Origin of the sequence: Campylobacter sp., assembly GCF_030528245.1 — a bacterium.
In the GTDB taxonomy this organism is placed as follows: domain Bacteria; phylum Campylobacterota; class Campylobacteria; order Campylobacterales; family Campylobacteraceae; genus Campylobacter_D.
Map to the genome: position 1 here is coordinate 15,169 of NZ_JAUMZG010000007.1, position 22,288 is coordinate 37,456.

26 protein-coding genes are annotated in these 22,288 nt (G+C 46.6%); 10 read left to right on the forward strand and 16 right to left on the reverse strand.

Annotation, left to right across the window (positions count from 1 at the left end):
• Positions 1-6: 6 nt before the first annotated feature.
• From Q4A73_RS02370 to Q4A73_RS02405, 8 genes are read left to right on the forward strand one after another with little or no spacing between them, the layout of a single operon-like run.
• Positions 7-1,053 carry an extracellular solute-binding protein gene (locus Q4A73_RS02370; RefSeq protein WP_303205834.1) on the forward strand — a complete coding sequence of 349 codons (1,047 nt, stop codon included), beginning with the start codon at positions 7-9 and terminating at the stop codon, positions 1,051-1,053.
• 2 nt (positions 1,054-1,055) lie between these two features.
• On the forward strand, positions 1,056-2,324 hold the full coding sequence (locus tag Q4A73_RS02375) for an esterase-like activity of phytase family protein (protein WP_303205835.1): 1,269 nt from the start codon (positions 1,056-1,058) through the stop codon (positions 2,322-2,324).
• Complete coding sequence (locus tag Q4A73_RS02380; RefSeq protein ID WP_303205836.1) at positions 2,321-3,124, forward strand: alkaline phosphatase family protein; 804 nt, start codon at positions 2,321-2,323, stop codon at positions 3,122-3,124. Before Q4A73_RS02375 ends, Q4A73_RS02380 begins: the two co-directional genes overlap by 4 nt.
• A gap of 4 nt (positions 3,125-3,128) precedes the next feature.
• Positions 3,129-4,124, forward strand: coding sequence for a glycerophosphodiester phosphodiesterase (glpQ, locus tag Q4A73_RS02385; RefSeq protein ID WP_303205837.1), 996 nt, complete (start codon positions 3,129-3,131; stop codon positions 4,122-4,124).
• A complete protein-coding gene (locus tag Q4A73_RS02390) occupies positions 4,121-4,960 on the forward strand; it encodes an ABC transporter permease subunit (RefSeq protein WP_303205838.1) in 840 nt (279 codons plus the stop codon). Before glpQ ends, Q4A73_RS02390 begins: the two co-directional genes overlap by 4 nt.
• On the forward strand, positions 4,960-5,739 hold the full coding sequence (locus tag Q4A73_RS02395; RefSeq protein ID WP_303205839.1) for an ABC transporter permease: 780 nt from the start codon (positions 4,960-4,962) through the stop codon (positions 5,737-5,739). Before Q4A73_RS02390 ends, Q4A73_RS02395 begins: the two co-directional genes overlap by 1 nt.
• Before the next feature lie 2 nt (positions 5,740-5,741).
• Positions 5,742-6,731 carry an ABC transporter ATP-binding protein gene (locus tag Q4A73_RS02400; protein ID WP_303205840.1) on the forward strand — a complete coding sequence of 330 codons (990 nt, stop codon included), beginning with the start codon at positions 5,742-5,744 and terminating at the stop codon, positions 6,729-6,731.
• Entirely contained in the window at positions 6,728-7,372 is a 645-nt protein-coding gene (locus tag Q4A73_RS02405; RefSeq protein WP_303205841.1) for an HAD family phosphatase, read from the forward strand. The genes Q4A73_RS02400 and Q4A73_RS02405 overlap by 4 nt, the downstream gene beginning before the upstream one ends.
• 26 nt (positions 7,373-7,398) lie before the next feature.
• Here Q4A73_RS02405 and Q4A73_RS02410 read toward each other — a convergent pair whose 3' ends face one another.
• From Q4A73_RS02410 to Q4A73_RS02445, 8 genes are read right to left on the reverse strand one after another with little or no spacing between them, the layout of a single operon-like run.
• The gene (locus tag Q4A73_RS02410) at positions 7,399-8,541 is read right to left on the reverse strand and encodes a CCA tRNA nucleotidyltransferase (RefSeq protein WP_303205842.1); all 1,143 of its coding nucleotides are present in this window, start codon (positions 8,539-8,541) and stop codon (positions 7,399-7,401) included.
• On the reverse strand, positions 8,510-8,920 hold the full coding sequence (locus Q4A73_RS02415) for a 2-oxoglutarate:acceptor oxidoreductase (RefSeq protein WP_303205843.1): 411 nt from the start codon (positions 8,918-8,920) through the stop codon (positions 8,510-8,512). Before Q4A73_RS02415 ends, Q4A73_RS02410 begins: the two co-directional genes overlap by 32 nt.
• Positions 8,917-9,165, reverse strand: coding sequence for a hypothetical protein (locus Q4A73_RS02420; RefSeq protein WP_303205844.1), 249 nt, complete (start codon positions 9,163-9,165; stop codon positions 8,917-8,919). The genes Q4A73_RS02415 and Q4A73_RS02420 overlap by 4 nt, the downstream gene beginning before the upstream one ends.
• Before the next feature lie 34 nt (positions 9,166-9,199).
• Positions 9,200-9,382: a hypothetical protein gene (locus Q4A73_RS02425; RefSeq protein ID WP_303205845.1), complete on the reverse strand. Its 183-nt coding sequence runs from the start codon at positions 9,380-9,382 to the stop codon at positions 9,200-9,202.
• Between the two features lie 10 nt (positions 9,383-9,392).
• The gene (locus Q4A73_RS02430; RefSeq protein ID WP_303205846.1) at positions 9,393-10,541 is read right to left on the reverse strand and encodes a GDSL-type esterase/lipase family protein; all 1,149 of its coding nucleotides are present in this window, start codon (positions 10,539-10,541) and stop codon (positions 9,393-9,395) included.
• The gene (locus Q4A73_RS02435; protein WP_303205847.1) at positions 10,531-11,490 is read right to left on the reverse strand and encodes a GDSL-type esterase/lipase family protein; all 960 of its coding nucleotides are present in this window, start codon (positions 11,488-11,490) and stop codon (positions 10,531-10,533) included. The genes Q4A73_RS02430 and Q4A73_RS02435 overlap by 11 nt, the downstream gene beginning before the upstream one ends.
• On the reverse strand, positions 11,490-12,863 hold the full coding sequence (locus Q4A73_RS02440; RefSeq protein ID WP_303205848.1) for an MBOAT family O-acyltransferase: 1,374 nt from the start codon (positions 12,861-12,863) through the stop codon (positions 11,490-11,492). Before Q4A73_RS02440 ends, Q4A73_RS02435 begins: the two co-directional genes overlap by 1 nt.
• Before the next feature lie 36 nt (positions 12,864-12,899).
• Positions 12,900-13,403, reverse strand: coding sequence for a ferritin (locus tag Q4A73_RS02445; RefSeq protein ID WP_303205849.1), 504 nt, complete (start codon positions 13,401-13,403; stop codon positions 12,900-12,902).
• A gap of 329 nt (positions 13,404-13,732) precedes the next feature.
• On the opposite strand from Q4A73_RS02445, the gene Q4A73_RS02450 reads away from it, so the two are divergent.
• Positions 13,733-14,302, forward strand: a complete 570-nt coding sequence (locus Q4A73_RS02450; RefSeq protein ID WP_303205850.1) for a hypothetical protein — start codon at positions 13,733-13,735, stop codon at positions 14,300-14,302.
• On the opposite strand, the gene Q4A73_RS02455 is transcribed toward Q4A73_RS02450, so the two are convergent.
• Positions 14,299-14,436: a hypothetical protein gene (locus Q4A73_RS02455; RefSeq protein ID WP_303205871.1), complete on the reverse strand. Its 138-nt coding sequence runs from the start codon at positions 14,434-14,436 to the stop codon at positions 14,299-14,301. The two genes, Q4A73_RS02450 and Q4A73_RS02455, sit on opposite strands and share 4 nt — an antisense overlap.
• A 29-nt stretch (positions 14,437-14,465) precedes the next feature.
• Positions 14,466-14,984 carry a thermonuclease family protein gene (locus Q4A73_RS02460; protein WP_303205851.1) on the reverse strand — a complete coding sequence of 173 codons (519 nt, stop codon included), beginning with the start codon at positions 14,982-14,984 and terminating at the stop codon, positions 14,466-14,468.
• Positions 14,985-15,043: 59 nt separating this feature from the next.
• On the opposite strand from Q4A73_RS02460, the gene Q4A73_RS02465 reads away from it, so the two are divergent.
• Positions 15,044-16,312, forward strand: coding sequence for a M28 family peptidase (locus tag Q4A73_RS02465; RefSeq protein ID WP_303205852.1), 1,269 nt, complete (start codon positions 15,044-15,046; stop codon positions 16,310-16,312).
• On the opposite strand, the gene Q4A73_RS02470 is transcribed toward Q4A73_RS02465, so the two are convergent.
• Genes Q4A73_RS02470 through Q4A73_RS02495 form a run of 6 tightly spaced genes read right to left on the reverse strand, consistent with a single transcriptional unit; the run spans position 16,306 to position 22,246 of the window.
• Positions 16,306-17,589, reverse strand: coding sequence for a GntP family permease (locus tag Q4A73_RS02470; RefSeq protein WP_303205853.1), 1,284 nt, complete (start codon positions 17,587-17,589; stop codon positions 16,306-16,308). The two genes, Q4A73_RS02465 and Q4A73_RS02470, sit on opposite strands and share 7 nt — an antisense overlap.
• Positions 17,590-17,597: 8 nt before the next feature.
• A complete protein-coding gene (locus Q4A73_RS02475) occupies positions 17,598-18,362 on the reverse strand; it encodes a 3-hydroxybutyrate dehydrogenase (RefSeq protein WP_303205854.1) in 765 nt (254 codons plus the stop codon).
• Positions 18,363-18,377: 15 nt separating this feature from the next.
• Complete coding sequence (locus Q4A73_RS02480; protein ID WP_303205855.1) at positions 18,378-19,733, reverse strand: TIGR00366 family protein; 1,356 nt, start codon at positions 19,731-19,733, stop codon at positions 18,378-18,380.
• Positions 19,727-20,371, reverse strand: a complete 645-nt coding sequence (locus Q4A73_RS02485; protein ID WP_303205856.1) for a 3-oxoacid CoA-transferase subunit B — start codon at positions 20,369-20,371, stop codon at positions 19,727-19,729. The genes Q4A73_RS02480 and Q4A73_RS02485 overlap by 7 nt, the downstream gene beginning before the upstream one ends.
• A gap of 2 nt (positions 20,372-20,373) precedes the next feature.
• Positions 20,374-21,060 carry a CoA transferase subunit A gene (locus Q4A73_RS02490; protein WP_303205857.1) on the reverse strand — a complete coding sequence of 229 codons (687 nt, stop codon included), beginning with the start codon at positions 21,058-21,060 and terminating at the stop codon, positions 20,374-20,376.
• A 10-nt stretch (positions 21,061-21,070) separates the two neighbouring features.
• Positions 21,071-22,246, reverse strand: coding sequence for an acetyl-CoA C-acetyltransferase (locus tag Q4A73_RS02495; protein ID WP_303205858.1), 1,176 nt, complete (start codon positions 22,244-22,246; stop codon positions 21,071-21,073).
• Between the last annotated feature and the right edge of the window lie 42 nt (positions 22,247-22,288).

A 22,288-nucleotide genomic window follows, 5' to 3' on the forward strand; every position in this document is an offset into this window, starting at 1 on the left:
TTAAAAATGATGAAAAAGACTTTTTTAAGTTTGCTGCTCTTCGTGTCTTTGAACGCCGATAATTTCGTCAAAGACGACGCGCTCATCAAGGAGGCTCAAAAGGAGGGGCGCGTGAATTCCTTAGGCATGCCCGATACCTGGGCGAACTGGAAGGAGACTTGGGAGGATTTAAAAAAGCTTTATAATATAGAACATAGCGATACCGACATGAGCTCGGCTCAAGAAATCGCTAAATTCAAGGCCGAAAAGAAAAACGCCAGCGCGGACATCGGTGATGTGGGGCTTTCTTTCGGCGATGTGGCCATCAAGCAGGGCGTTACCCAGCCCTATAAAACAAGCTACTGGGAGCAGGTGCCTGAGTGGGCAAAGGACAAGGATGGGCACTGGCTGCTCGCCTACACAGGAACCATAGCCTTCATCGTCAATAAAGAAGTGGTGAAGGATATCCCCCGCTCTTGGCAGGACTTGCTCAAGGGAAATTACAAAATCACCGTGGGCGATGTGAGCGTGGCTGCGCAGGCGGTCAATGCCGTCTTAGCGGCCAATTACGCCCTCGGAGGCGATGAGAGGGACCTGAGCCCGGCCCTAAATTTTTTCAACACCATCGCAAAGCAGGGTCGCCTTGCCAACAATGACGCCAACATCGCCAATTTAGAAAAAGGCGAGATAGAAGTGGGCTTGGTGTGGGATTTTAACGGACTTGGCTATCGCGATAAGGTTGGAAAGGATCGCTACGAGGTCCTAATCCCCGAGGATGGCAGCATCATCTCAGGCTACACAACCATCATCAACAAATACGCTAAAAACACGAACGCAGCCAAGCTAGCCCGTGAATTCATACTCTCAGACAAGGGCCAGATCAACCTCGCGCGAGGCTATGCTAGGCCTATCAGGGTTGATTTTATCGAGCTTCCTGCGGATGTGAAGGAGAGGCTTTTACCCAGCGAGCAGTATAAGAACGCGAGGAATATCAAGGACTTGAAGGCTTGGGAGAAGAGTTCTAAGGAACTACCGCGGCTTTGGCAGGAAAAAGTTTTGATCGATGCGAGGTGAGGATGAAAAAGGTATTTTTAAGCTTGAGCTTGGGCGCGGTCCTTTTTGGCGCGCAGGAATTTGAGGCGAATTTGGAGGCGCATTTTCTCATCCCTGCGAAGAGTTTCATCGAAGCGCCGCAGGATGCGGGGGAATTTTTGCAAAGCACGGGTAAATTTTCCAAAAATATCCGCAATGAAAATTTCGGCTCGGTTGAAAGCAACGACTACGCCCTGCCCTTTAAAAATCAGGCTCTGCAAGGACACAGCGGGATAAAATATGTGGGCAAGAATCAAATTTGGATCCTAAGCGATAATGGGCTTGGCACAAAGAAAAACTCGCCCGATTCCATGCTTTTCATCCACAAATACGAGCTGAATTTCAAAACGCAAGAACTCAGGCGCCTAGAAACCGTCTTTTTCAATGACAAAAACAGGATCTTCCCTTACCTTTTGAATTTAGAAAACACTCAAAGCCGCTATTTCACGGGTTCTGATCTGGATCCTGAGAGCTTTCAAATCGTGGGCGAGGATTTTTGGATCGGGGATGAATTTGGCCCCTTTTTGCTCCAGTTTGACAAAAACGGCACACTCAAGGCTAGCTATGAGACCTTCATCGACGGCCAGAAGGTCCTCTCCCCCGACCATCCCGGCCTTGTTTTAAACACCCCTGAGGAAAAAATCCCCTACAACATCAAGCGCTCGAAGGGCTTTGAGGCCATGGCCAGCTCCAAGGATGGCAAAAAGCTCTATCCTATGCTTGAATTTGCGATGTTTAGGGATGGTGCCTTTGAAAATGAGAATGGCAAGAATTTTTTAAGAATTTTGGAATTTGATGTCAAAAAGAAAAAATTCACAGGCAAGAGTTTTAAGTATTTCACCGAGGACAATGCCCACTCCATAGGCGATTTTAACATGATAGACAAAGAATACGGCCTCATCATAGAAAGAGACGATGGCGAGGGCGTGGAGGGTAAGGGCTTTAAGAATCCTGCGAAATTTAAGAGGATTTACAAGGTCAAGCTTGACGCGAAGAGCGGCGTGGCCAAGAAGGTCGCTTATATCGATCTTATGCGCATTAATGACAAAAAGGGGCTTTCCAAGAAGGACTTGGTCGGCGGGAAATTCGTCTTTCCCTTTATGACGATCGAAAATGTGGATGTGGTGGATGCGAACACGATCATCGTGGCTAATGATAATAATTTCCCCTTTTCGGCAAGCAGAGAGCCTAAGATCACTGATGATAATGAAATCATCCTGCTTGAGGTGGGCGATTTTTTGAGGGCTAAGTGATGGCGGGGGCGATTTTGGTCGTGCTTGATGGGCTAAATTATGAAAGCGCGAGTGTGAATATGGGCTATTTGAGCGCTCTTTGTCGGGAGAATGTGGGTAAATTTTACTCCCTGCATTGTGAGCTGCCCAGCATGTCAAGGCCCCTTTATGAGTGCCTACTCACAGGCGTTAAACCAGCCCTAAGCGGCGTGGTGAATAACGCGCTTTGCTTTTCGCGCCAAAAAAGCATTTTTGATCTGAGCAAAAATGCGGGGCTTAAGGCGGGTGCGGCGGCGTATCATTGGGTGTTTGAGCTTTATAACAGGCAGGAATTCAAACCCCACTTGCACAGGCACATTGAGGATGAAAATTTCGCCCTGCCTTACGGGCATTTTTACTACGAGGATGATTATTTGGACTCGCATCTCTTTGCCGATGGGGAGCATTTGAGGAAAAAATATGCGCTTGATTTCACCCTCATCCACTCGATGAATATCGACGATGCGGGGCATAAATTCGGCTCTTGCTCCACGCAGTATGCCAACAAAACCAAAAAGGCAGATTGTATCATTTCCCACTATCTGCCCACTTGGCTTGATGAGGGCATTAATGTCCTCATCACAAGCGATCACGGCATGGATGCGGGGAGGAGCCACGGGGGGCTAAGTCAGAGCGAGACTTTGGTGCCGCTTTTTGTTTTTGGTGAGGCCTTTTCCCACGCTGAGACCACGATCGAGCAGGATGAAATTTGCGGCACGATCTGCGAAATTTTAAAACTCAAGCACGAGAAAAAATACAACAAAAATTTACTCAAGGGATGAAACGATGAAAAAATTTATGCTACTTTTTTTAAGCTGCGCATTTTTGATGGCTACGGACAAATTCATCATCGCGCACAGAGGCGCTAGCGCGTATCTGCCTGAAAACACAGCAGAAAGTATGATCTTGGCCCATGCTTTGAACGCTCCCTTTGTGGAATTTGACTTGGTGTTGACTAAGGACAACGAGGCGGTCATCATTCATGATTTGTATTTGGACCAGCTCAGTGATGTCGCACAAAAATTTCCCAAGCGCAAGAGGAAGGATGGGCATTATTATGCGATTGATTTCACCTTGGCCGAGCTTAAAAGCCTTAGGATGAGTGAGGTTTTTACGGACAAAAACGTGGCGAAATTCCCCAAGCGCTTTCCCATCCACAGCTCTCATTTTAGCATCAGCACTCTCGAGGAGATGATCGAGCTCATTCAGGGGCTTAATAAAACCACGGGCAAAAATACAGGCTTTTTCATGGAGATTAAAAAGCCCTGGTTCCACGCTAAGGAGGGCAAGGACATCGCTAAAATCGTCCTGGATAAGCTTAAAAAATACGATTTTAAGGAGGAGCTTTATTTTTCCTGCTTTGATTTGGATGCTCTCAAACGCATCAAAAACGAGCTCAACGCAGAGGGCAAGCTCCCGCTAAAACTCCTTTTTGCCATCGGGCAAAATCAATGGAAAGAAACCTACATCCAGCGCGGTAAAAAATGGGTGCTTTTTGATTATGAACCTTATTTGAGAGGGGAAAAATTTGAAGAACTCGCGCAGGTTGTCATGGGCGTGAGTCCTAGCTTTGGCGATTTACTGAAGGTAGATGATTTCATTTCAAAGGCTCATGCAAGCGGGCTAAAGGTCATCACCTGGACGCACAGGGATGATGCCCTGCCAGAGTGGGCGAAGGACTCGGATGACTTCTTTGAAACCATACTTTTCAAAGAAAAAGCGGATGGAATTTTTACAGATTTTGTGGATTTGGGCCTAAAATTTATAGAGAATAAAAAATGAGCAAGGAAAAAATCCTCGCTCTTTTGAGCATCCTGCCCTTGTGCGTCCTTTTCGTAGCCTTCATCATCGTGCCACTGGCGTGGATCGTGTTTGGGAGCTTTTATGTTGAGGATGAGGGGTATTCTTTTCAAAATTTCACCACCCTTTTGGAGTCTAAATTCTACATCCAAAGCATAGTAAATTCCTTAAAAATCAGCCTCATTTCAAGCATCTTAGGGCTTTTCATCGGCACGATGGCAAGCTACTCCCTATTCGTCCTAAGCCCCAAAAAAATTTCACATTTCCTACTCTCGCTCAACACAATGATCAGCAATTTCTCAGGCGTCCCCCTAGCCTTTGCCTTCATCATCGTGCTAGGCAGCAACGGGGTGCTCAATATCTTCCTCAAAAGCGTGGAAATAGAGCCCTTCATCAGCATCTACGGAGAGCTTGGCATCAATATCGTCTATGTTTATTTTCAAATTCCCCTAGCCATTTTGCTACTCTTTCCGGCCTTTAAAAGCCTTGAAAATTCACATTTTGAGTCGTGCAAGATGCTAGGCGGGGGCACGAGCTTATACTGGCTCAAAATCGCCCTCCCCCTACTCGCCCCCGCGCTACTGGGCGTTTTTGTGATTTTATTCGCCAATGCCTTTGGCGCCTACGCGACCATCTACGCTCTAAGCTCTGGAAATTTCAATGTCCTCCCCGTCCGCATCGCCTCCCTCATCGCAGGCGACATTACGCTTGATCCCTATTTGGCGAGCGCGTTGAGTGTGATTTTGACCCTCATCATGCTCCTCATCACCCTCATCGCCAATTTCATCAGCAAAAAATACAATTTTAAGGCCTTTTGATGCGCGAGAATTTAAATTTGAGTAGCAAAATTTATCACTACTCCCTTCTGTTTTTGGTGTTTTGTTTTTTGGTTTTGCCGATTTTGGCTACCTTTTTATACTCCATCTCCACCTCTTGGGGCGCCTCCATCATGCCCGATGGCCTGACGCTAAAATGGTACGCCCAGCTTTTCAGTGATGAGAGATTTTTGAATGCTTTAGGGCGCTCGCTTTTTGTGTGCTTTGGGGCGATTTTTTTAACCCTCTTTTCTGTTTTTCCTCTGGTTTTTGCGGTAAATTACTACTTTCCTCGCTTTAAAAATTTCGCCAATTTTTGCATCATCATCCCCTTCGCCATACCCGCCGTTGTGAGCTGCGTTGGGATTTTGCAGCTTTATTCTGAGGATTTGGGTGGCACGGCCACCTTGCTCATTTTCACCTATTTCACCATCGCCCTACCCTTCATTTACAGAGCCCTAGATAACGCCATCCTAAGCGTCAAGCTTGAGGAACTCATAGGCTCTAACGCCATGCTAGGCGGGCATTTGCTAGGCGCCATTTTCAAGCTCATCCTCCCCCAACTCAAAAAGGGCATTTTGGTGGCGGTCTTTTTGAGCTTTTCCTTCTTGATGGGAGAATTTTTATACGCCAATATCCTAGCAGGCAGCGCCTATGAAACCCTGCAGGTTTATCTTTACAACATCAGGGGACAAAGTGGACACTATTCTAGCGCCATCGTCATCGTTTATTTTGCCCTCATTTTTATCGCAACCTTTCTCGCAAGCCTCATCAAGGAGTAAAAATGGCTTATCTTAAGATTAAAAATTTCAAAAAATCCTACAACGACAAGGTTGTTTTCAAAGACATCAATTTCACCGCCAAAAAGGGCGAATTTCTCACCCTGCTAGGACCATCTGGCTGCGGGAAATCCACCCTTTTAAGGTGCATTTCAGGTCTTAGCTCTGTGGATGGGGGTAAAATTTTCTTAAACGACAAGGATCTCACCAAGCTCACTCCGCAAAAACGAAACATCGGCATGGTTTTTCAAAACTACGCCCTTTTCCCCAACCTTTCAGTCTTTGAAAATGTGGCCTTTGGACTGAAGATCAAAAAAGTGGACAAAAAGGACATGAAAAAAAGGGTGGAAAAAATGCTCAAGTTGGTCGAGCTTGAAAACCACGCGAACTCCTACCCGCACAGGCTTTCAGGGGGGCAGATGCAGAGGGTGGCTTTGGCAAGATCGCTCGTAACCAAGCCCGATTTGCTTTTGCTTGATGAGCCGCTTTCGGCGCTGGATGCGAAGATCCGCAAGCATTTGCGGGTGCAGATTAAGGAAATTCAAAAAGAACTTCATCTCACGACCATTTTTGTAACGCACGATCAGGAGGAGGCTTTGGAGCTTTCGGATCGGATCATTTTGATGAATGAGGGGCAAATTGTGCAAAATTCTTGCGCCAATGAGCTTTATTTGCTGCCAAACTCGCACTTTGTCGCAAGTTTCATCGGCAACTACAACATCCTAAGCCCTAAGGATTTGGATGACTTGAATTTAACACACAGCTTTGAAAGCGATGTGGCCCTAAGGCCTGAAACCATAGAAATTTCCAGCGAGGGGCTTGGGGGCAGGATCAAAGAAAAAAGCCTGCTTGGCAACATCATCCGCTATAAGGTCAAGGTGAAAAATTTGGAGCTGCGGGTGGATACTTTAAATTTTAGCACGCACAGTAGTTTTGAGGTGGGGGATGAAATCGCGCTTAAAATTGACTTGAAATTTGCCAAAGAATTAAAATGAAGCTTGTTTTGTTTGATTTGGACGAGACGCTGATTGAGGGCGATAGCGTGAAGCTTTGGCTGGAATTTTGCGTGAGGGAGGGTGCGCTGGATGAGGGCTTTTTGAAAAAGGCGGAATTTTATCAAAGGCAATACCACGCAAACAGTCTTGATATGGATGAATTTATGAGCTTTTTTCTCCAAAGTGTCAAAAATTCTAGCGTGGAGGAAATCAAAAGCAGGGCCGATACCTTCGTCAAAACCCAAATCAAGCCCTATCCTAAGGCTCTTTCTCTGCTATCTAGCCTCCAAAATCACAGACGTATCATCGTTTCTGCGACGGCGGATTTTTTGGTGGAGAGGATTGCAAAAATGTTTGGGATTGAAGAAAGCATCGCGATACAAACCGAGCGTATCGATGGTAAATTTAGCGGCAGGAGCTTGGGGATCCATAGCTTCAGGGAGGGGAAGGTGCGAAGGCTGAGACAGTATTTGGGAGAGGAGTACGAAAAATGGATGGAGAATTCTACCTTTTATAGTGATTCGATCAACGACCTAGCCCTGCTTTGTGAGGTCAAAGAGCCCATCGTCTGCAACGGCGATGCGCAACTTTTAGGCATTGCCAAGGAACGCGGATGGCGCTGTGTTGATTTTCGTGATTGATTCTCGCGAGAACTGGCCTTGATGGCTTAAATTTGCGCCCCCTTATCGGCACTTTGGACCGAACCCACTTCTTGTAGGTATTTTTTAAATTCCAAATTTCTAGCCTCTTTGAGCTTTAATCCTAGCGCTTTGCCCGCAAAACCCTGCCTGATGAGGGCATCGGCCTTGATCTTGCTTTGAAATTTTCGCGTGTGAATCTTAAGTCTCTTAGCCTGTGAAATGCGCGCGGCACTATAGCATCCAAGCCATGATTTTATGGGCATATCAAGGCCGATCTTCAAAAGCTCCAAATCGCTGGGATCCTCCCTAAAAAAAGGCTGATTGACCTTTGTAAGCAGGCTTTTTTTAAGGCGTGTTTTTTGGAAAAATGCGCTGGGATCAAGCCCAAAATAATTCAAATAAAGATACAAAAACAAGGCCTCATCTTTGACAAATCGCCTCGCCCCCTCAAGCAAAGAAAAAAAGCCCTCATCCTCAAAACTCACGCCAAAAAGCCTCCGCTCAAGCCCAAGCTCTTGCAGTGCCTTGTAGGCGAGGGCTAAATTTTCTCCTGAAAAAAATTTATAAAGCTCAGCATTGATCCTCTCCGCGCTCAAATCGCTCACATCCATACAGGACATGAGCTGCTTAGTCTGGGGCGCGATTGAAAAGGCAAAGCGCGCGATGAAATTCAGCGCTCGCAAAACCCTCAGACTGTCCTCCTTGAAGCTCTGCGGGTCGATGTGGCGGAGAATTTTATTTTGCAAATCCTCTCTCCCACCGTAAAAATCCAAAAAAGAAAGATCGAAAAGATTTATCATCAGGGCATTGCAGGTAAAATCCCGCCTCCTAGCTCCCAGCCTCTCATCATCACAAAGCCTCAGCTCAAAGCCTCTGTGGCCGTGGGCGATCTTGCTCTCAGTCCTAGCAAGAGCTAGGTCGTAGTTTTGAAATTTATAAACCCAAAAACTCTTTCCAAAGCCCTTAGCTCCAAGCTTTTGCATGATGCTCTCAAATCGCTTTGGCTCAAGATCGTAAATTTCAATGTCAAAATCCCTAAGCTCAAGTCCCAAAAGCAGGTCCCTGACGCTACCGCCCACCAAATACGCCCTGCGCGTGAAGGGTCTTAGAAAATCGGCAATGAAGCGGAATTTGGGGTTATTTTTTAAGCTTGTCTTCAAGTTTTGCAAGCAAAAACTCTAAAAAGGTGATGGTGAGCTCCAGACGCTGCTCTAGGTCTCCATCTTTTGCCGCATTCAGTCCCTCAAAAAGCACCAAAATCCTCTCCTTGAGGTTGGCTAGAAAAATTTCCTCGCCCTGACCCTTGGCGGGCTCACTTGGCAGAGGCTCCTCGGGCTGGGCCACATCGCTGGCATAAATTTCTGGCTCTGCGTCCGCTTTTTGAACCCTCTCCTCAGGCTCCTGCGCCGCATTTTGCGCCGCCTCCTCCACAGCAGGAGCGCTTTCTTGCTCTGCTTTTACAGGCTCGCTCAAGGTCCCATTTTGCTTTTTTTCAATCTCAAAGCTCACCTCATCGATGGCTTTTTTTGCCAAATCCTCTAAATTCATATCCTTATCAACCACCTTTTAAATTCATTAATCTCCCCCTCGCTTTTCATATCGAGAAAAAAATCAAACATTTGCAAATTCAAATCCTTATGCCGCGAACGCAAACCACTCAGTCGCCGCACCGCATCGATGGCGTTTTGATTGGTAGGATCCTTTTTGAGTATGTTTTTGTAAATCTCTAAAGCCTCAGTTTTTAGCCCCTGTGCCTCATAAATAGAGGCTTCGGTTATGGTATTTTTCATCACTCGTCCTTAACGATGGCATTTTAACAAAAAGCGATTAATTTTTCTCATTTTCCCCCAACAAGGATCTCAAAAATTCCTCCCTATCCTGCCCTGAAGGTGGGGTTTCATTTTCTTGAATTTTCTGCGCCTTAAGCGCCCTATTTTCTTCCTCAAAATAATAATAATCAAGCCCAAAAATCAAAGCGATGATAAGCAGTAATGGGATCAGAAAAACCACGCGTCTCCTTTCAGTTTTTGCGGCCATTTTCCTCAAAAATTTTTCTAAAATCCTCAAGCATCTTCTTCGCCATCAGCTCATAACCCTTAACGCTCAAATGCACATCTTTTAAGGAGAGCTTTTTTTCTATCCAAAGCTCCTTTCCTCCGCTATTTTGCATGAATTCGTGCGTGTCAAAAAGCAGGGTTTTTTCCTCCCTTGCTAGCTCGTGCAAGGCCTCACGCACGGCGTTGAAATTAGCATTTTTCACCGTGGGGGGAGAAATGAGCAAAAAAACGGCATTTGGATTGTATTTTTTAAGCATCCTGATCCAAATTTTAAAATTTTTCTTAAAGCTATTTTTGTCAAAAGCCTTAAAAAGCGCGTCATTTGTCCCGTAGGCAAGGATGATTAAGTCATTTTTAAGCAAGGCCAATTGCTTGCGGACAACCCCTTCGTTCCAATTTTTCCACAAGTCGCTGCGCGCCCCGTTTATCGCTACGGTGTCTAAAAAGATGTTGTTGCCCCTCGTTTCAGTGATGAAATAGCCCCCAAGCTCGGCGCCTTTTTGCAGGGCCTCAATGCGTATGGGAAAGGTGAATTCAAGCTCCTTATACGACCATTTGTTTGCAAGATGCGAGCGAAGCGCATAGCTTTTGCCCGCCGCATCCTGCACTTTGAAGGCATTTTGAGGGAGTGGGGATCTGAAAACGAAGCCGATTTTAAATTTTTTCTTTTCCAGTCTTGTGTCCAAATTTATCCAGCTCCCCCTCCCATCAGCCCTAGCGATAACGCCGCCCAGAGGGTAGCTCAAACCCTGCTCTTTGGTATTTTTGGAATTAAAAATTATAAAATTTTTATGATCGTATTTTAAATTGAGATTTTGCTGATATTTTGGCTGCAAGGGATACGCAAAGCCCACAGCATTAGAGTGCAAAAGATAGTCCCGCACCACCCTTGGGAAAAAATCCGCCGCCATGTGAGAGTCCCCATAAATCCTTATGCTAAAATTTTTCTTTTCTTTAAATTTTTTCTCCAAGCCCCTCAAATCCTTCTTGTAGGCATAGTTTTTAAGGATGCTTTTTTGATTTTGCGCGAGAATTTTTTCCATCTCTTCATTGACATTCGCGCCAAAAACGCAGGAGAAAAGAAGCAAAAGCCCGAAAAATTTAATTCCCATCTTTGTCCTTGATTTTGATGTATTCCAAAAGCAGCTTTGACATCTCTTTTGCCCCGCTTGGGGTAAAATGCACCCCATCATCGCTTCGCACCTTGATGCTTTTGTTGTTTTCGTCTTGGATGTAGCTTGAAAAACGATCGTTTTTGCTGAAGAAAAGCTTAGTGTTGATAAAAATTTCTTGATTTTTTAGGATTTCATTGCTGTAAATTTGATTGAGAATGTTGACTTTTTTGTTCAAATCCTCCTTTTTCACGGGGGGGATTTCATACCACAAAACCTTGACTCCGCGCTTTTTGGCGATTTGGATGATTTCATCCACGCGTGCTGTGTAAATTTCAAGCCAAGAAGCGGAATTAAAACCATGATAAGCCCCGCCTTTTTTGATCGCCCAAGGGTCATTCACCCCCAGTAAAACGACCAAATATTTAAGATGAGGATTGCTTGCTAGGGTGCTATTGGTCGCCTTAGCCCAGTCAAAATAGGACTTGTAAGAAAGTCCCGTGTTTTGCTTACTCAAATCCACAGCCCTCAAGCCCAAATCCTTCAAATCCCTATTCAAAGCCACTGCCACGCCCTGCATCAGGGAATCGCCTATGAGCAAAAAGCCCTCCCCAGCCTCCACTTCAAGCTTGGTATTGTCGATAAATTCCACCTCCATTTCAGCGCTTAAATTCTCATCCACCACAGCAGCCCCCACATCCTCGATGAGAGGCTGGCTTTCTTCTGCCCTTGCTTCATCTTGCTGGGGGATGATGCTTTCGTTACTCAGGATCATCCTGACCTGCTCGAGCTTGACCTTTAGGGCATTGGCTTCTTTGAGGACATCATTTTGTGGGTAAAAGGCAAAATGATATTTTTGCTCCAAATACGAACTGATGCTACGGTTCATCACAAGCACAACCAGCACAAAAACGACCATCAAAATAAAGAAAAATTTAACAATTTGCATCAAAAACTCGAGTAAATGAATTCAGGCATGCCGCTTGGCATGAAGGCAAAAACCAAGAGCAAAATGAAGGCGATGATGAAGGGCTTGAGTAAAAAGGGCGTGAGGGTCAAAATCCGCTCACAATAATCCTTAAAATTCACAAACAAAGGATAGATCAAAAAAAGCACCGCAAAGGCTACCAAAATGTAAATGTCCTTGTAGGCTACGCTTTGGTAGAAGTTATGATAGCAGGCTAGGAAGTATTCAAAAGCTGCGTCAAGCTCCTTATAATAAAAAAACACCCAAGCCAAACACACAAAATGAAAGGTCAAAATTCTGGCCAAAAATGGGACTTTTTTGAGGCTAAAGGGACCCTTTGCGATGAGATGGATGAAGGATACCCCAAGCCCGTGCAAGAACCCCCAGATGAGAAAATTTATTGTGTTTCCGTGCCAGAGCCCTGAGAGCACGAAGGCGATGAGGATATTAAAATGCGTCCTTGCAAGCCCCTTTTTACTACCCCCAAGGGGGATGTAAATGTAGTCTTTGATGAAGTTGGAGAGGCTGATGTGCCAGCGGGACCAAAATTCTTTTAAGTTGTGGGACAGATAAGGCATGTTGAAATTGATGGGCAAAACAAAACCCAGCATCAGAGCAAAGGCGCTCACCAAATCCACATAGCCGCTAAAATCGCAATAAATTTGCACAGCGTAGGCGTAAATGGCGCTGAGCAGCTCGGCGAAATTGTAGGCGGTGGGGTTGTTGAGGATATTTTTGGCGTAAATTCCCAGATAATTGGCGATGAGAACCTTTTTGATGATGCCAAAAATGAGGAGCACGATGATGAGATTGGCATGCTTGAATTCTCGTTTTTGATGCGCCTGGGCAAAGAAAAAATCACTGCGCATGATGGGACCTAGGAGGAGGGTCGGGAAAAAGGACAGGTAAAAAGCGAGGTTGAAAAAGCTCACCAAGCGATGCTGCTTATAAACGCCCACGAGATAGGTGATGGAGTTGAAAACATAAAAGCTAATGCCGATGGGAAAAATCAAATCAAAGTCCAAAAAATCAAGCCCAAACCAAACCAAAATCGCGTCCAAATCGCTCTTTATGCTGGAAAAATACTTAAAGACGCAAAGATTTAAGATCGCGAAGGCAAGACAGGTGAAAAAAATGTAGCGCTTGCGACGAACGAAGATCAAGAGGGCAAAATAATGGATGAAAAAGGTATAAACGAGCAGGATGAGGGAGAAATAGGGGTTGATTAGGGTGTAAATTCCGTAAGAAAAGGTCAAAATCAGGGCGTTTTGCACCCTGAAATTTTCCCTAAAAAGCCAGTAAATTGCAAAAAATGCAATCATCAAAACGCTAAATTCTAGGGAAAAATAAATCATCAACTCCACTTTTTATCGCCCCGAAATGGGACGGGATTATTTTTTCCTGCTTGAGGCTAAATTTTTAATATACTCATCGGCCAGATAAAGGCCATTGCCGTTATTGCTGATGAGCTTGATTTTATCCACTATGCCGCGAAAGAGTGCCTCCTCCTCATGCTGCTCGCTCACATACCACTGCAAAAACTGGAAAGTGGAATAGTCCTTATTCACCAGCATGTGCTCCACAAGCGCATTGATGGACTTAGTGATTTCCTGCTCGTGTTTGTAGGTTTTTTCAAAAACATCCAGCAGGGACGAAAAATTCTGCTCAGGCTGCTTCACCTCCCTAAGCTCCACCTTAGAATCGGTCTCGTTGAGGTAGGTTATCAATCTCCTAGCGTGAGCGCTCTCCTCACTCGCATGCTCGAACAAAAACAAACCAGCCCCATCAAGGCTATTTTCATAGCACCAAGAACTCATGCTCAAATATAAATTCGCCGCGTACATTTCTTTGTTGATTTGCTCGTTGAGCAGTTTAACCACTTCTTTTGAAAGCATTTTTTCTCCTTAATTTGTGAAATAAATCGGCCGAAATAAAACAAGATGAAAGTTAATAAATCATTAATTAAAATTTTTTCACAGCTTCATCAAGAAAGCTTAAAAAACCATAAAAAATTTTTTCTGCTTTTCAAAACTTAAAGTCCTATTTTTTAGTTATTTACGCACAAATTCACATCGTGAAAATCGTGTGAAAAAGAGGGTAAAAATTTTTAAACTTAAAGGGATAAATTTGCAAGTCTTGGCCCAAGACTAAAAAAGCGCTCAAAGAATTTTAGACTTTATTTTTTCATCTTTTTGCCGATATAGCCAAGCAGAAAGGCCAAGCGATGAAGAAAAACAATTTTGAAGAACTCACACAGCTAGAAGAATACGCCTCTAACGAGGAAATTTCACGCATCAAATCCGAGCTTTTAACCTCACCTGAGGTCAATAATTCCCTAGTAGGCACGGTCGTGGCCCTTTCAAAAAACTACGCAAAGTCCGTTTTGATAACCAACGCAGAAATGGTTGTCGATGAGCAGGGTTTGATTATGGACGCTTTCATTTTTGCCGCGGCTAATTATGTCGCTCAAGCAGCGATCAATAAAGAATTTTCCGTCCTTATCGGCTCAAGATGCTATTTTTACGCCCCCTTAAAACTTGGCGATATTTTAGAGCTTGAGGCCCAGGCCCTTTTTGATGAGAGCTCTAAAAAAAGGGATGTCAAAATCGTGGGTTTTGTTAAGGAAATCAAAATTTTTGAAGCCAACATCCAAGTCGTCTGCACTGAGGATCATATCTTCAAGCTCAAGCGTCCGCTTTCTGCTAGCAAACCAGCAGAAGATGCCAGCGACATAGGTAAGACCAATCCAGAGGCCATGGCAGCGGTCGTAGCGCACGCCCTCAATAAAACCTAAGGACTCAGGGGGAGGTCCACCCAGTTTTTCGGGCACTCCCTGTGGTAGATCCCGACCGCATCGTAATACTCCTTGCAGTCATCGTAAAAGCGGTTGGAAATTCCCCTTTCATTGACAAAGCAGCCCCCAAGCATCCAAGCCACCACAAACACCGCGATTTTCCTCACCTTTGCTCCTTGAATTTTTTACGCCACTCGTAGGGCTTTGTGGGGTTTTTATCCTGCCAGAGTCCTCTTTTTTCCGCGCGTGCCGCCTTTTGCTCCCCGGCATAAATTCGCGTGAAATAATCATCCGCCCAGGCCCAGCCCTGCCTCACCATCTCGCGCCCGACATCCTTCGCATCAAGCTTAAGCATAGCGACCAGCCGGCCATATTTGTCCTTATTTTTAAGGACGATCACCACCCGCCTCCCCTGCACCAAGGACGCAAGGCGCATCTTGGACTCTCGCCCAAATTTTTGCTTGAGCTCTGGCGCATCGATGCCAAAAATCCGCACCCGCACCCGCTTGTTGTCCTCATTGCGAAATTCCAAAGTATCCCCGTCAATGACCCGACTCACCCTCACCTCAAAGCTATTTTCATCCAGAAAACTCTCGGCAAAAAGCAGCCCAAAAATCAAAAGCAAAATCAAAAAAAGTTTTCGAGGACTGCTAGCAAGATGCCTCAAATTTAAATTCCTCATACGAACGGGTCCCAAAATGTAAAATGTGGCATAATTCTAACCAAATTTAAGGAGCAAAAATGCAAAGCGTCATGGAAAATTTCAAAAAAATCAGCCAAATCCCACACTGCAGCTTTCAAACCGAAGCGTTGAGGGAATTTTTGAGCGCCTATGCTAAAGAAAAGGGCTTTGAGTGCAGCATCGATAGGGTCGGCAACATCCATTGCCTCAAGGGCAGGCCTCAAATTTGCCTGCAAAGCCACTACGATATGGTTTGCATGGGGGATGCGCCCCGCCTTGAGCTTTACGAGGAGGCGGGCTTTTTGAAGGCGAAAAATTCAAGTCTTGGCGCGGACAATGGCATAGGCGTGGCGATCATGATGGCCGCGATGGCTGAATTTGAGCACCTTGAGTGCCTCTTTACCAACGATGAAGAGGTGGGACTCTTGGGCGCTAAGGGACTGGAGCATCAAATCCGCGCTCCCAAGCTTTTAAATTTAGACCACGAGGGCGAGGGCGAGATCATGATAAGCTGCGCGGGAGGGGTGGATATGAGGGCGCGCTTACCCCTGAGTTATGAGGAGGAAAGTGGGAGGATTTACAGGCTTGAGGCGCGAAATTTCAGGGGGGGGCACTCAGGGATCGACATCGTCAAAAATCACAAAAACGCCCTCAAAGAAATGGCGCGCTTCATTGCGCAAAATGATGGGAAAATCATCGCCTTCCAAGGTGGTGAGCGGATAAATTCCATCCCCAAACACGCCGCCGCCCTCATCTTGACGCAAAAAAAGCCCTGCGAAAATGCGCACATTGCCTGCGAATTTGTGGGCGAGGAGAGGGCTCGTGTCTGCAGCGAGGGGGGGAAGATACTTTCTGGTATCAACGCCTTTTCTCACGGCGTTAGGGCCTTTGATCAAAGGCTGGGCATCGTCCAAAGTAGCGTCAATCTTTCGCTTTTGAAGATGAGCGAAAACGAAGCGAGTGTTGAGCTTTTTGCCCGCTCGAATGTTTTAGAAGATTTGCAAAATTTAGAATTTGAGACCTTGCAGCTTTTTAAGGCCCTTGGTTTTAGCACCGAAAGCTTCAATTTTTACCCGCCATGGCAGGGCGAGGAAAACGCCTTCAGTGCGGAGGTTTTTGAGGCGCTTGCAAAATTCACCCCCGAGCCTAAAATTTCTGCCATCCACGCAGGGCTTGAGTGCGGCATCATCGAGGCGGGGCAAAAAGTGCTCTGCTGCTCCATAGGGCCTAACATCCACAGTCCTCACTCCACGTACGAGAGGGTGGAGCTTAGCTCGGTGGAGAAAATTTCTGGGGCTGTTTTTGAAATTTTAAAAAAGAATCAATAAATGCCAAATTGCGCCAGAATTATCCCCACGATCAGGGCAAAAATAGGGATGATCACGGCCACCACGCAAAGATCCAAATAAGACTTTTTATGACTCATCCCCGTGATGACCAAGAGCGTTAAAACCGCGCCATTGTGCGGCAGGGCATCAAGCCCGCCCGATGAGATGGAGGCCACTCTGTGAAGCAATTCTAGGGAGATGTTTTGACTCAGGGCCAGTTCTTTGTATTTTTCCGCCAAGGCCTCAAGTGCTATACCCATGCCTCCAGATGCCGATCCTGTGGCTCCCGCTAGCAAATTTACCGCCACAGCTTCTGAAATGAGGGGATTGATTTTAAGCGTTAAGAGCCATTCGCTCAGGGTGGAAAAGCCCGGCACAGCCTTAGCCACAGAGCCAAAGCCCACGGCAGCGGCGGTGTTTATGATCGCTATGATGGAGCCTGTGGCGCCGTCGTTGATGGCTTTGACGAAGGTCTTGAAACGATGGATGTTTAAAATCAGGATTAAAAAAATTCCACACAGCAGGGCGTTGATGATGGAAAAAGAAAAGACATTGAGCAAAAGCACCACGCAAAGTAAGGGCAGTAGGGATAGTGCCAAAGGCGGTGTTTTTTCGGTGCTGTGGGCTTGGTGCTTTTCATCGGGCTCATCATAGTGCTCCCCCAAGCTGCGCAGGTGATTTTCTCGATACTTCAAATAAAAATAGCCTCCAAAAAGCATGATAAGGCCTGCGATAAGCCCCATAAAGGGCGCGGCCATGCTTGTGGTGCCAAAATATTTTATGGGGATGAGGTTTTGAATTTGAGGGCTGCCCGGAAATGCCGCCATGGTGAAAGTGAAGGCCCCTAGGGCTATGCAGGCGGGTATGAGGCGCCTTGGTATGTCGGCCTGCCTGAAAAGAGAAAGTGCCAAGGGATAAACCGCAAAAACGACGACGAACAAACTCACCCCACCGTAAGTGAGCAAGGCCGCAGAGAGTATCACGCCCAAAATAGCCCGCCTGGCGCCGAGGATGGTCCCTATGCTGCGTGAGACCGAATGCGCCATGGCTGTGATTTCCATCAGTTTGCCAAAAATGGCCCCGAGCATGAAAACAGGGAACCAAGTTTTGGCAAAGGCGACAAAACCGCTCATATAGACACTCGTATAAGCGTCCATCAAATCAAGCCCCCCGCCCAAGGCCACAATGCCAGAAGCTATGGGGGCTACCCAAATGATGGACCAGCCACGATAAGCCAAAATCATAAGCACGATGAGTCCCAAAACAATCCCTAGCATTTCAACTCCTACTGGGCAGTGTATCCCGCATCGATGACCATACTCTGCCCTGTGATGTGCTTGGCAGCGTGGGAGGCCAAAAACAAAGCCATGCTCGCAATGTCATTGATGTCAATGAGCTGTTTTTGTGGGATGAGCGAGAATAGGACCTCCTCCAAAACCCTCTCCAAATCCACCCCTCTCGTGCGAGCCAAATCCTGCATTTGTCCGCGCACCAAAGGCGTGTCTATATAGCCCGGACAAATGGCATTAGCCGTGATGCCAAAGGTGGCGCATTCCAGGGCCGTTACCTTCGTCAGCCCTATCAAACCATGCTTGGCGCTGTTGTAGGCTGCCTTACCCGCAAAGCCTATCAGCCCGTTGATGGAGGCCATATTGATGATGCGCCCGAATTTTTGATCCTTCATAATGGGCAGGACAAATTTAGTCGTGCAAAAAGCGCCCGTGAGCATGACCTGAAGCATTTGGTTGAATTTCGCCGTAGGAAAATCCTCAAGCCTAGCCACATACTGCAGGCCTGCATTATTGATCAAAACATCAATGCGACCAAACACTTCATGAGTCCTATCGATGAGCCGCTTGACCTCCTCCTCCTTGCCCACATCGCATTTTAAGGCCAAAACGCTCTCTTTGGGAAGATCTTTGGCCGCTTGGGCTAGGGCGTCTTCGTTCAAATCACACAAAACCACGCCATACCCCTCACGGATAAAATTCTGGGCTATATTCAAGCCTATGCCGCTGGCACTTCCCGTTACAATCGCAATCCGTTTCATCTCATCTCTTTGAATTTAAATCAAAAATAAAAAGCCCAAACTCAAGACCAAGCCCACAAAAAGAAGCGTCACAATGCAATAGCCCATGATGTCCTTAGCCCCAAGTCCAGCGATAGCAAGTGCGGGAAGCGCCCAAAAAGGCTGGATCATATTCGTCCAAGCATCCCCCCAAGCGATGGCCATGGAGGTGATGGCCGGACTGATGCCAAGCTCAAGTCCTGCCGGTATCATGATGGGCGCTTGCACTGCCCACTGGCCGCCACCTGATGGGACGAAAATATTCACAAAGCCCGCGCTCCAAAAGGTGAAAAGAGCGAAGGTTTCTGAGCTTGAAATGCTGATGAAAAAATTTGAAAGCATCCCCGCCAAGCTCACCCCACCCGATGAGCCCACCATCATGCCGATGATGCCCGCGTAAAAGGGAAACTGTAGCAAAATTCCGCTGGCGTTTTTGGTCGCCTCATGGATGGCCTTGATGTAGGATATGGGCTTTTTGTGCAGCAAAATCCCCAAAAAAAGAAAGATCATATTGATGATATTGAGGCTCAGATCCCCACCCTTTGAAAAATGATAAAAAAGATAGCTAAAGCCCAAAATGCTAAGAGATAGGGTGATCAAAAAGCTATTTTCCAAATACACCGCTAGACTCTTGTCCTGCTTGTGATCGATGAGCTCAAGATCCACAGCCTCACGCTCCAAAAGCCTCTTGTCGATTTCTAGTGTATCCTCTTTGGTGGGATGGATGGCTGCGAGTAAAAAGGGCAAAATCAGCACGATGAGGGCTATCATTATGAGATTGAAGCTTGAAAAAATCGTCATCGAGCTAGGAATTCCCTCCTTTAAAATCCCCGCCGTGCTTTTAGCCAGAGCATCCCCGCCGCTTGCTAGGGTCAAAGGGATAGAGCCCGAAAGCCCCGCATGCCACACCACAAAGCCAGAATAGGCCGCCGCAATGAGCAAGCGATAATCCACCCCCCGCACTTTCTTGGCAATCTCCTTGGCAAAAATGGCAGAAATCACCAGTCCAAATCCCCAATTTATGAGGTTTGCCAGCAGCCCCATGAGCGTAACCATCACGATGGCAGAAAAATAATTTTTCGGGATGGAGGCGAGCTTTTGCAAAAAATTTGAAACCACCCTCGCACTCGCCAAGGTCTGTCCCAAAACCAAAACCAAAGCCATCTGCATGGAAAAAGCAAGCAGGCTCCAGGCGCCATTGCCCCAATTTTGCACGATGCCAAGCGGAGCCTGATCGGTAAATCCAAGCACGGCCAAAAAAACGATGATGGTCAAAATCGCGACCAAGACAAAAGAATCAGGCAGCCACCTAGACGCTAAATTCACACAAATTTTCGTAAAAGATCTCAGCATTTCAACCTCCCATCCACGCTAAATTCCGCCTCAGTTTTAACCCTCAGCTCCTCTAAACTTACCCCCTCCATCAGCTCCACTAAAATCATCTCTCCCCCTCTAAAATCAAAAACTCCAAGCTCCGTAATAAGCCTATGCACCACCCTCTGACCCGTGAGGGGAAGGGTGCATCTTTTTTTTATCTTACTCTCGCCCTGCTTATTCGTATGCTCCATCACAACAACAATACGCCGCGCCCCACTCACCAAGTCCATCGCCCCACCCATACCTTTGACGAGTTTGCCCGGTATCATATAATTTGCCAAATCCCCGCTTTGTGAGACCTCCATCCCCCCTAAAATCGCCAAGTCAATATGCCCCCCGCGGATCATCGCAAAGCTCTGGGCGCTGTCAAAAAAGCTAGCCCCCCGCACGGCCGTAACCGTCTCCTTGCCTGCATTGATGAGATCCGCATCCACCTCCTCAGGGCTAGGGTAGGCGCCGATGCCTAAAAGTCCATTTTCCGACTGCAAAAAGACCTCCAAATTCAGCTTTTCGATCTCATTAGCGATGAGGGTGGGGATTCCTATGCCTAGATTGATATACATCCCATTTTTTATCTCCTTAAGGGCTCTTTTTACGATGCGATCTTTTGACATTTTCACTCCCTTGTGATGACTTTTTCTATTCTTTTTTCATAATTTTTGCCCCAATAAACCGCATCCACATAGATGCCGCTAAGATGCACGCTATCAGGCTCTATCTCCTCGACGATCTCCTCCACTTCAGCCACGGTAAATTCCCCAGCCATCGCACACAGGGGGTTGAAATTCCTCGCCGTTTTGTTGAAAATCAAATTGCCAAACCTATCCGCTTTTTGCGCCTTCACAAGGGCAAAATCACCCCGAATCGCCCGCTCCAAAATGTAGCTTTCCCCGTCAAATTCCTTACGCTCCTTGCCCTCTGCGACCAAAGTACCCACGCCCGTCTTCGTATAAAAGGCCGCGATGCCAGCCCCGCCAGCTCTCAATTGCTCGGCTAAAGTACCCTGAGGGGTCAGCACGACCTCAAGCTCACCGCTCAAAAATTGACGCTCAAAGGTCTTATTTTCACCCACATAAGAGGCGATGATTTTTTTGATTTGACGATTGGCGAGTAAAATTCCCAAGCCAAAATCATCCACACCGCAGTTATTGCTCACCACGACCAAATCCCTCACGCCAAGCTCACGGACCTTTTTGATAGCCCACTCAGGTATCCCGCACAGGCCAAAGCCCCCGACCAAAAGCGTCGCACCATCCTTCAAGCCTTCAAAAATTTTGTCCAAATTCGTAACAATTTTATTCATCATTCACTCCTCAGATCTCAACCACAGCCGCGATACCTTGCCCACCCCCGACACAGAGGGTGGCCAAGCCCAAATTTTCACTCCTCTTTCTCAGTGCATGGATGAGGCTCACCAGTATCCTCGCCCCACTCGCTCCGATTGGATGACCAAGCGCGATGGCGCCGCCGTTGACATTGACCCTAGCAGCATCGGCTTTCAGCTCCTTCATCACGGCAAGACTCTGCGCAGCGAAGGCTTCATTGGCCTCGATGAGCTTCATATCCCCCAGCGCATACTTGCTATTTTGTAAAACTTTTTTCGCAGCAAAAGCAGCACCTATGCCCATGATTCCGGGCTCCACGCCCACACTGGCAAAGGCTTTCAGCTTTGCCAAAATGGGTAAATTCAACTCAAGTGCCCTTTCTTTTGAGCTTAAAAGTAGCAGGGCCGCGGCGTCATTGATCCCTGAAGAGTTACCAGCGGTAACGGTGCCGCTTTTGTCAAAAACAGGTTTCAGTCGCGCCAAGTCCTCCAAACTGACATTTTTGCGGACAAATTCATCCTCATCAAAGATAAATTCCCTCTTTTTGTCTTGGATTTTCAAGGGCACGATCTCCGCATCAAAGGCCTTAGTTTCTAGGGCTTTTTGAGCCTTGAGCTGGGAATTGAGGGCGAATTCATCCTGCTCTTGGCGTGAAATGCCGTATTTTTTCGCCAAATTCTCCGCCGTAATGCCCATATGACAATCACTCAAAGCACACCAAAGCCCATCTTTGATCATGCTATCAATCGCGCTTTGATGTCCCATTTTGTAACCAAGCCTCGCATTTTCAAGCAAAAAAGGCGCGCGGGACATATTCTCAACACCCCCGCACAAGATCAAATCAGCCCTGCCCGAGCGAATGGACTCAAAGCCCAGCTCCACGGCCTTCAAACCAGAGCCGCAAAGCATGTTGACAACAAACGCGGTTTTATCGATGCCAAGATCAGATTTTATCAGGGCTTGACGCGCGACATTTTGCCCGCAACCCGCACTCAAAACCTGACCCAAAATCAGCTCATCGATGAGGCTTTTATCCACCCGAGCCTCGTCAAGCATGGCTTTTGCGAGCAAACCACAAAGCTGCGCAGCATCCGTTTGCTTCAGGCTGCCTAAAAAAGAGCCAATGGCCGTCCTTTTTGCCGCCACAACCACCACTTCTTTCATTATTTCTCCTTTTTTTAAAATTTAAAAAAATTCCATTAATGG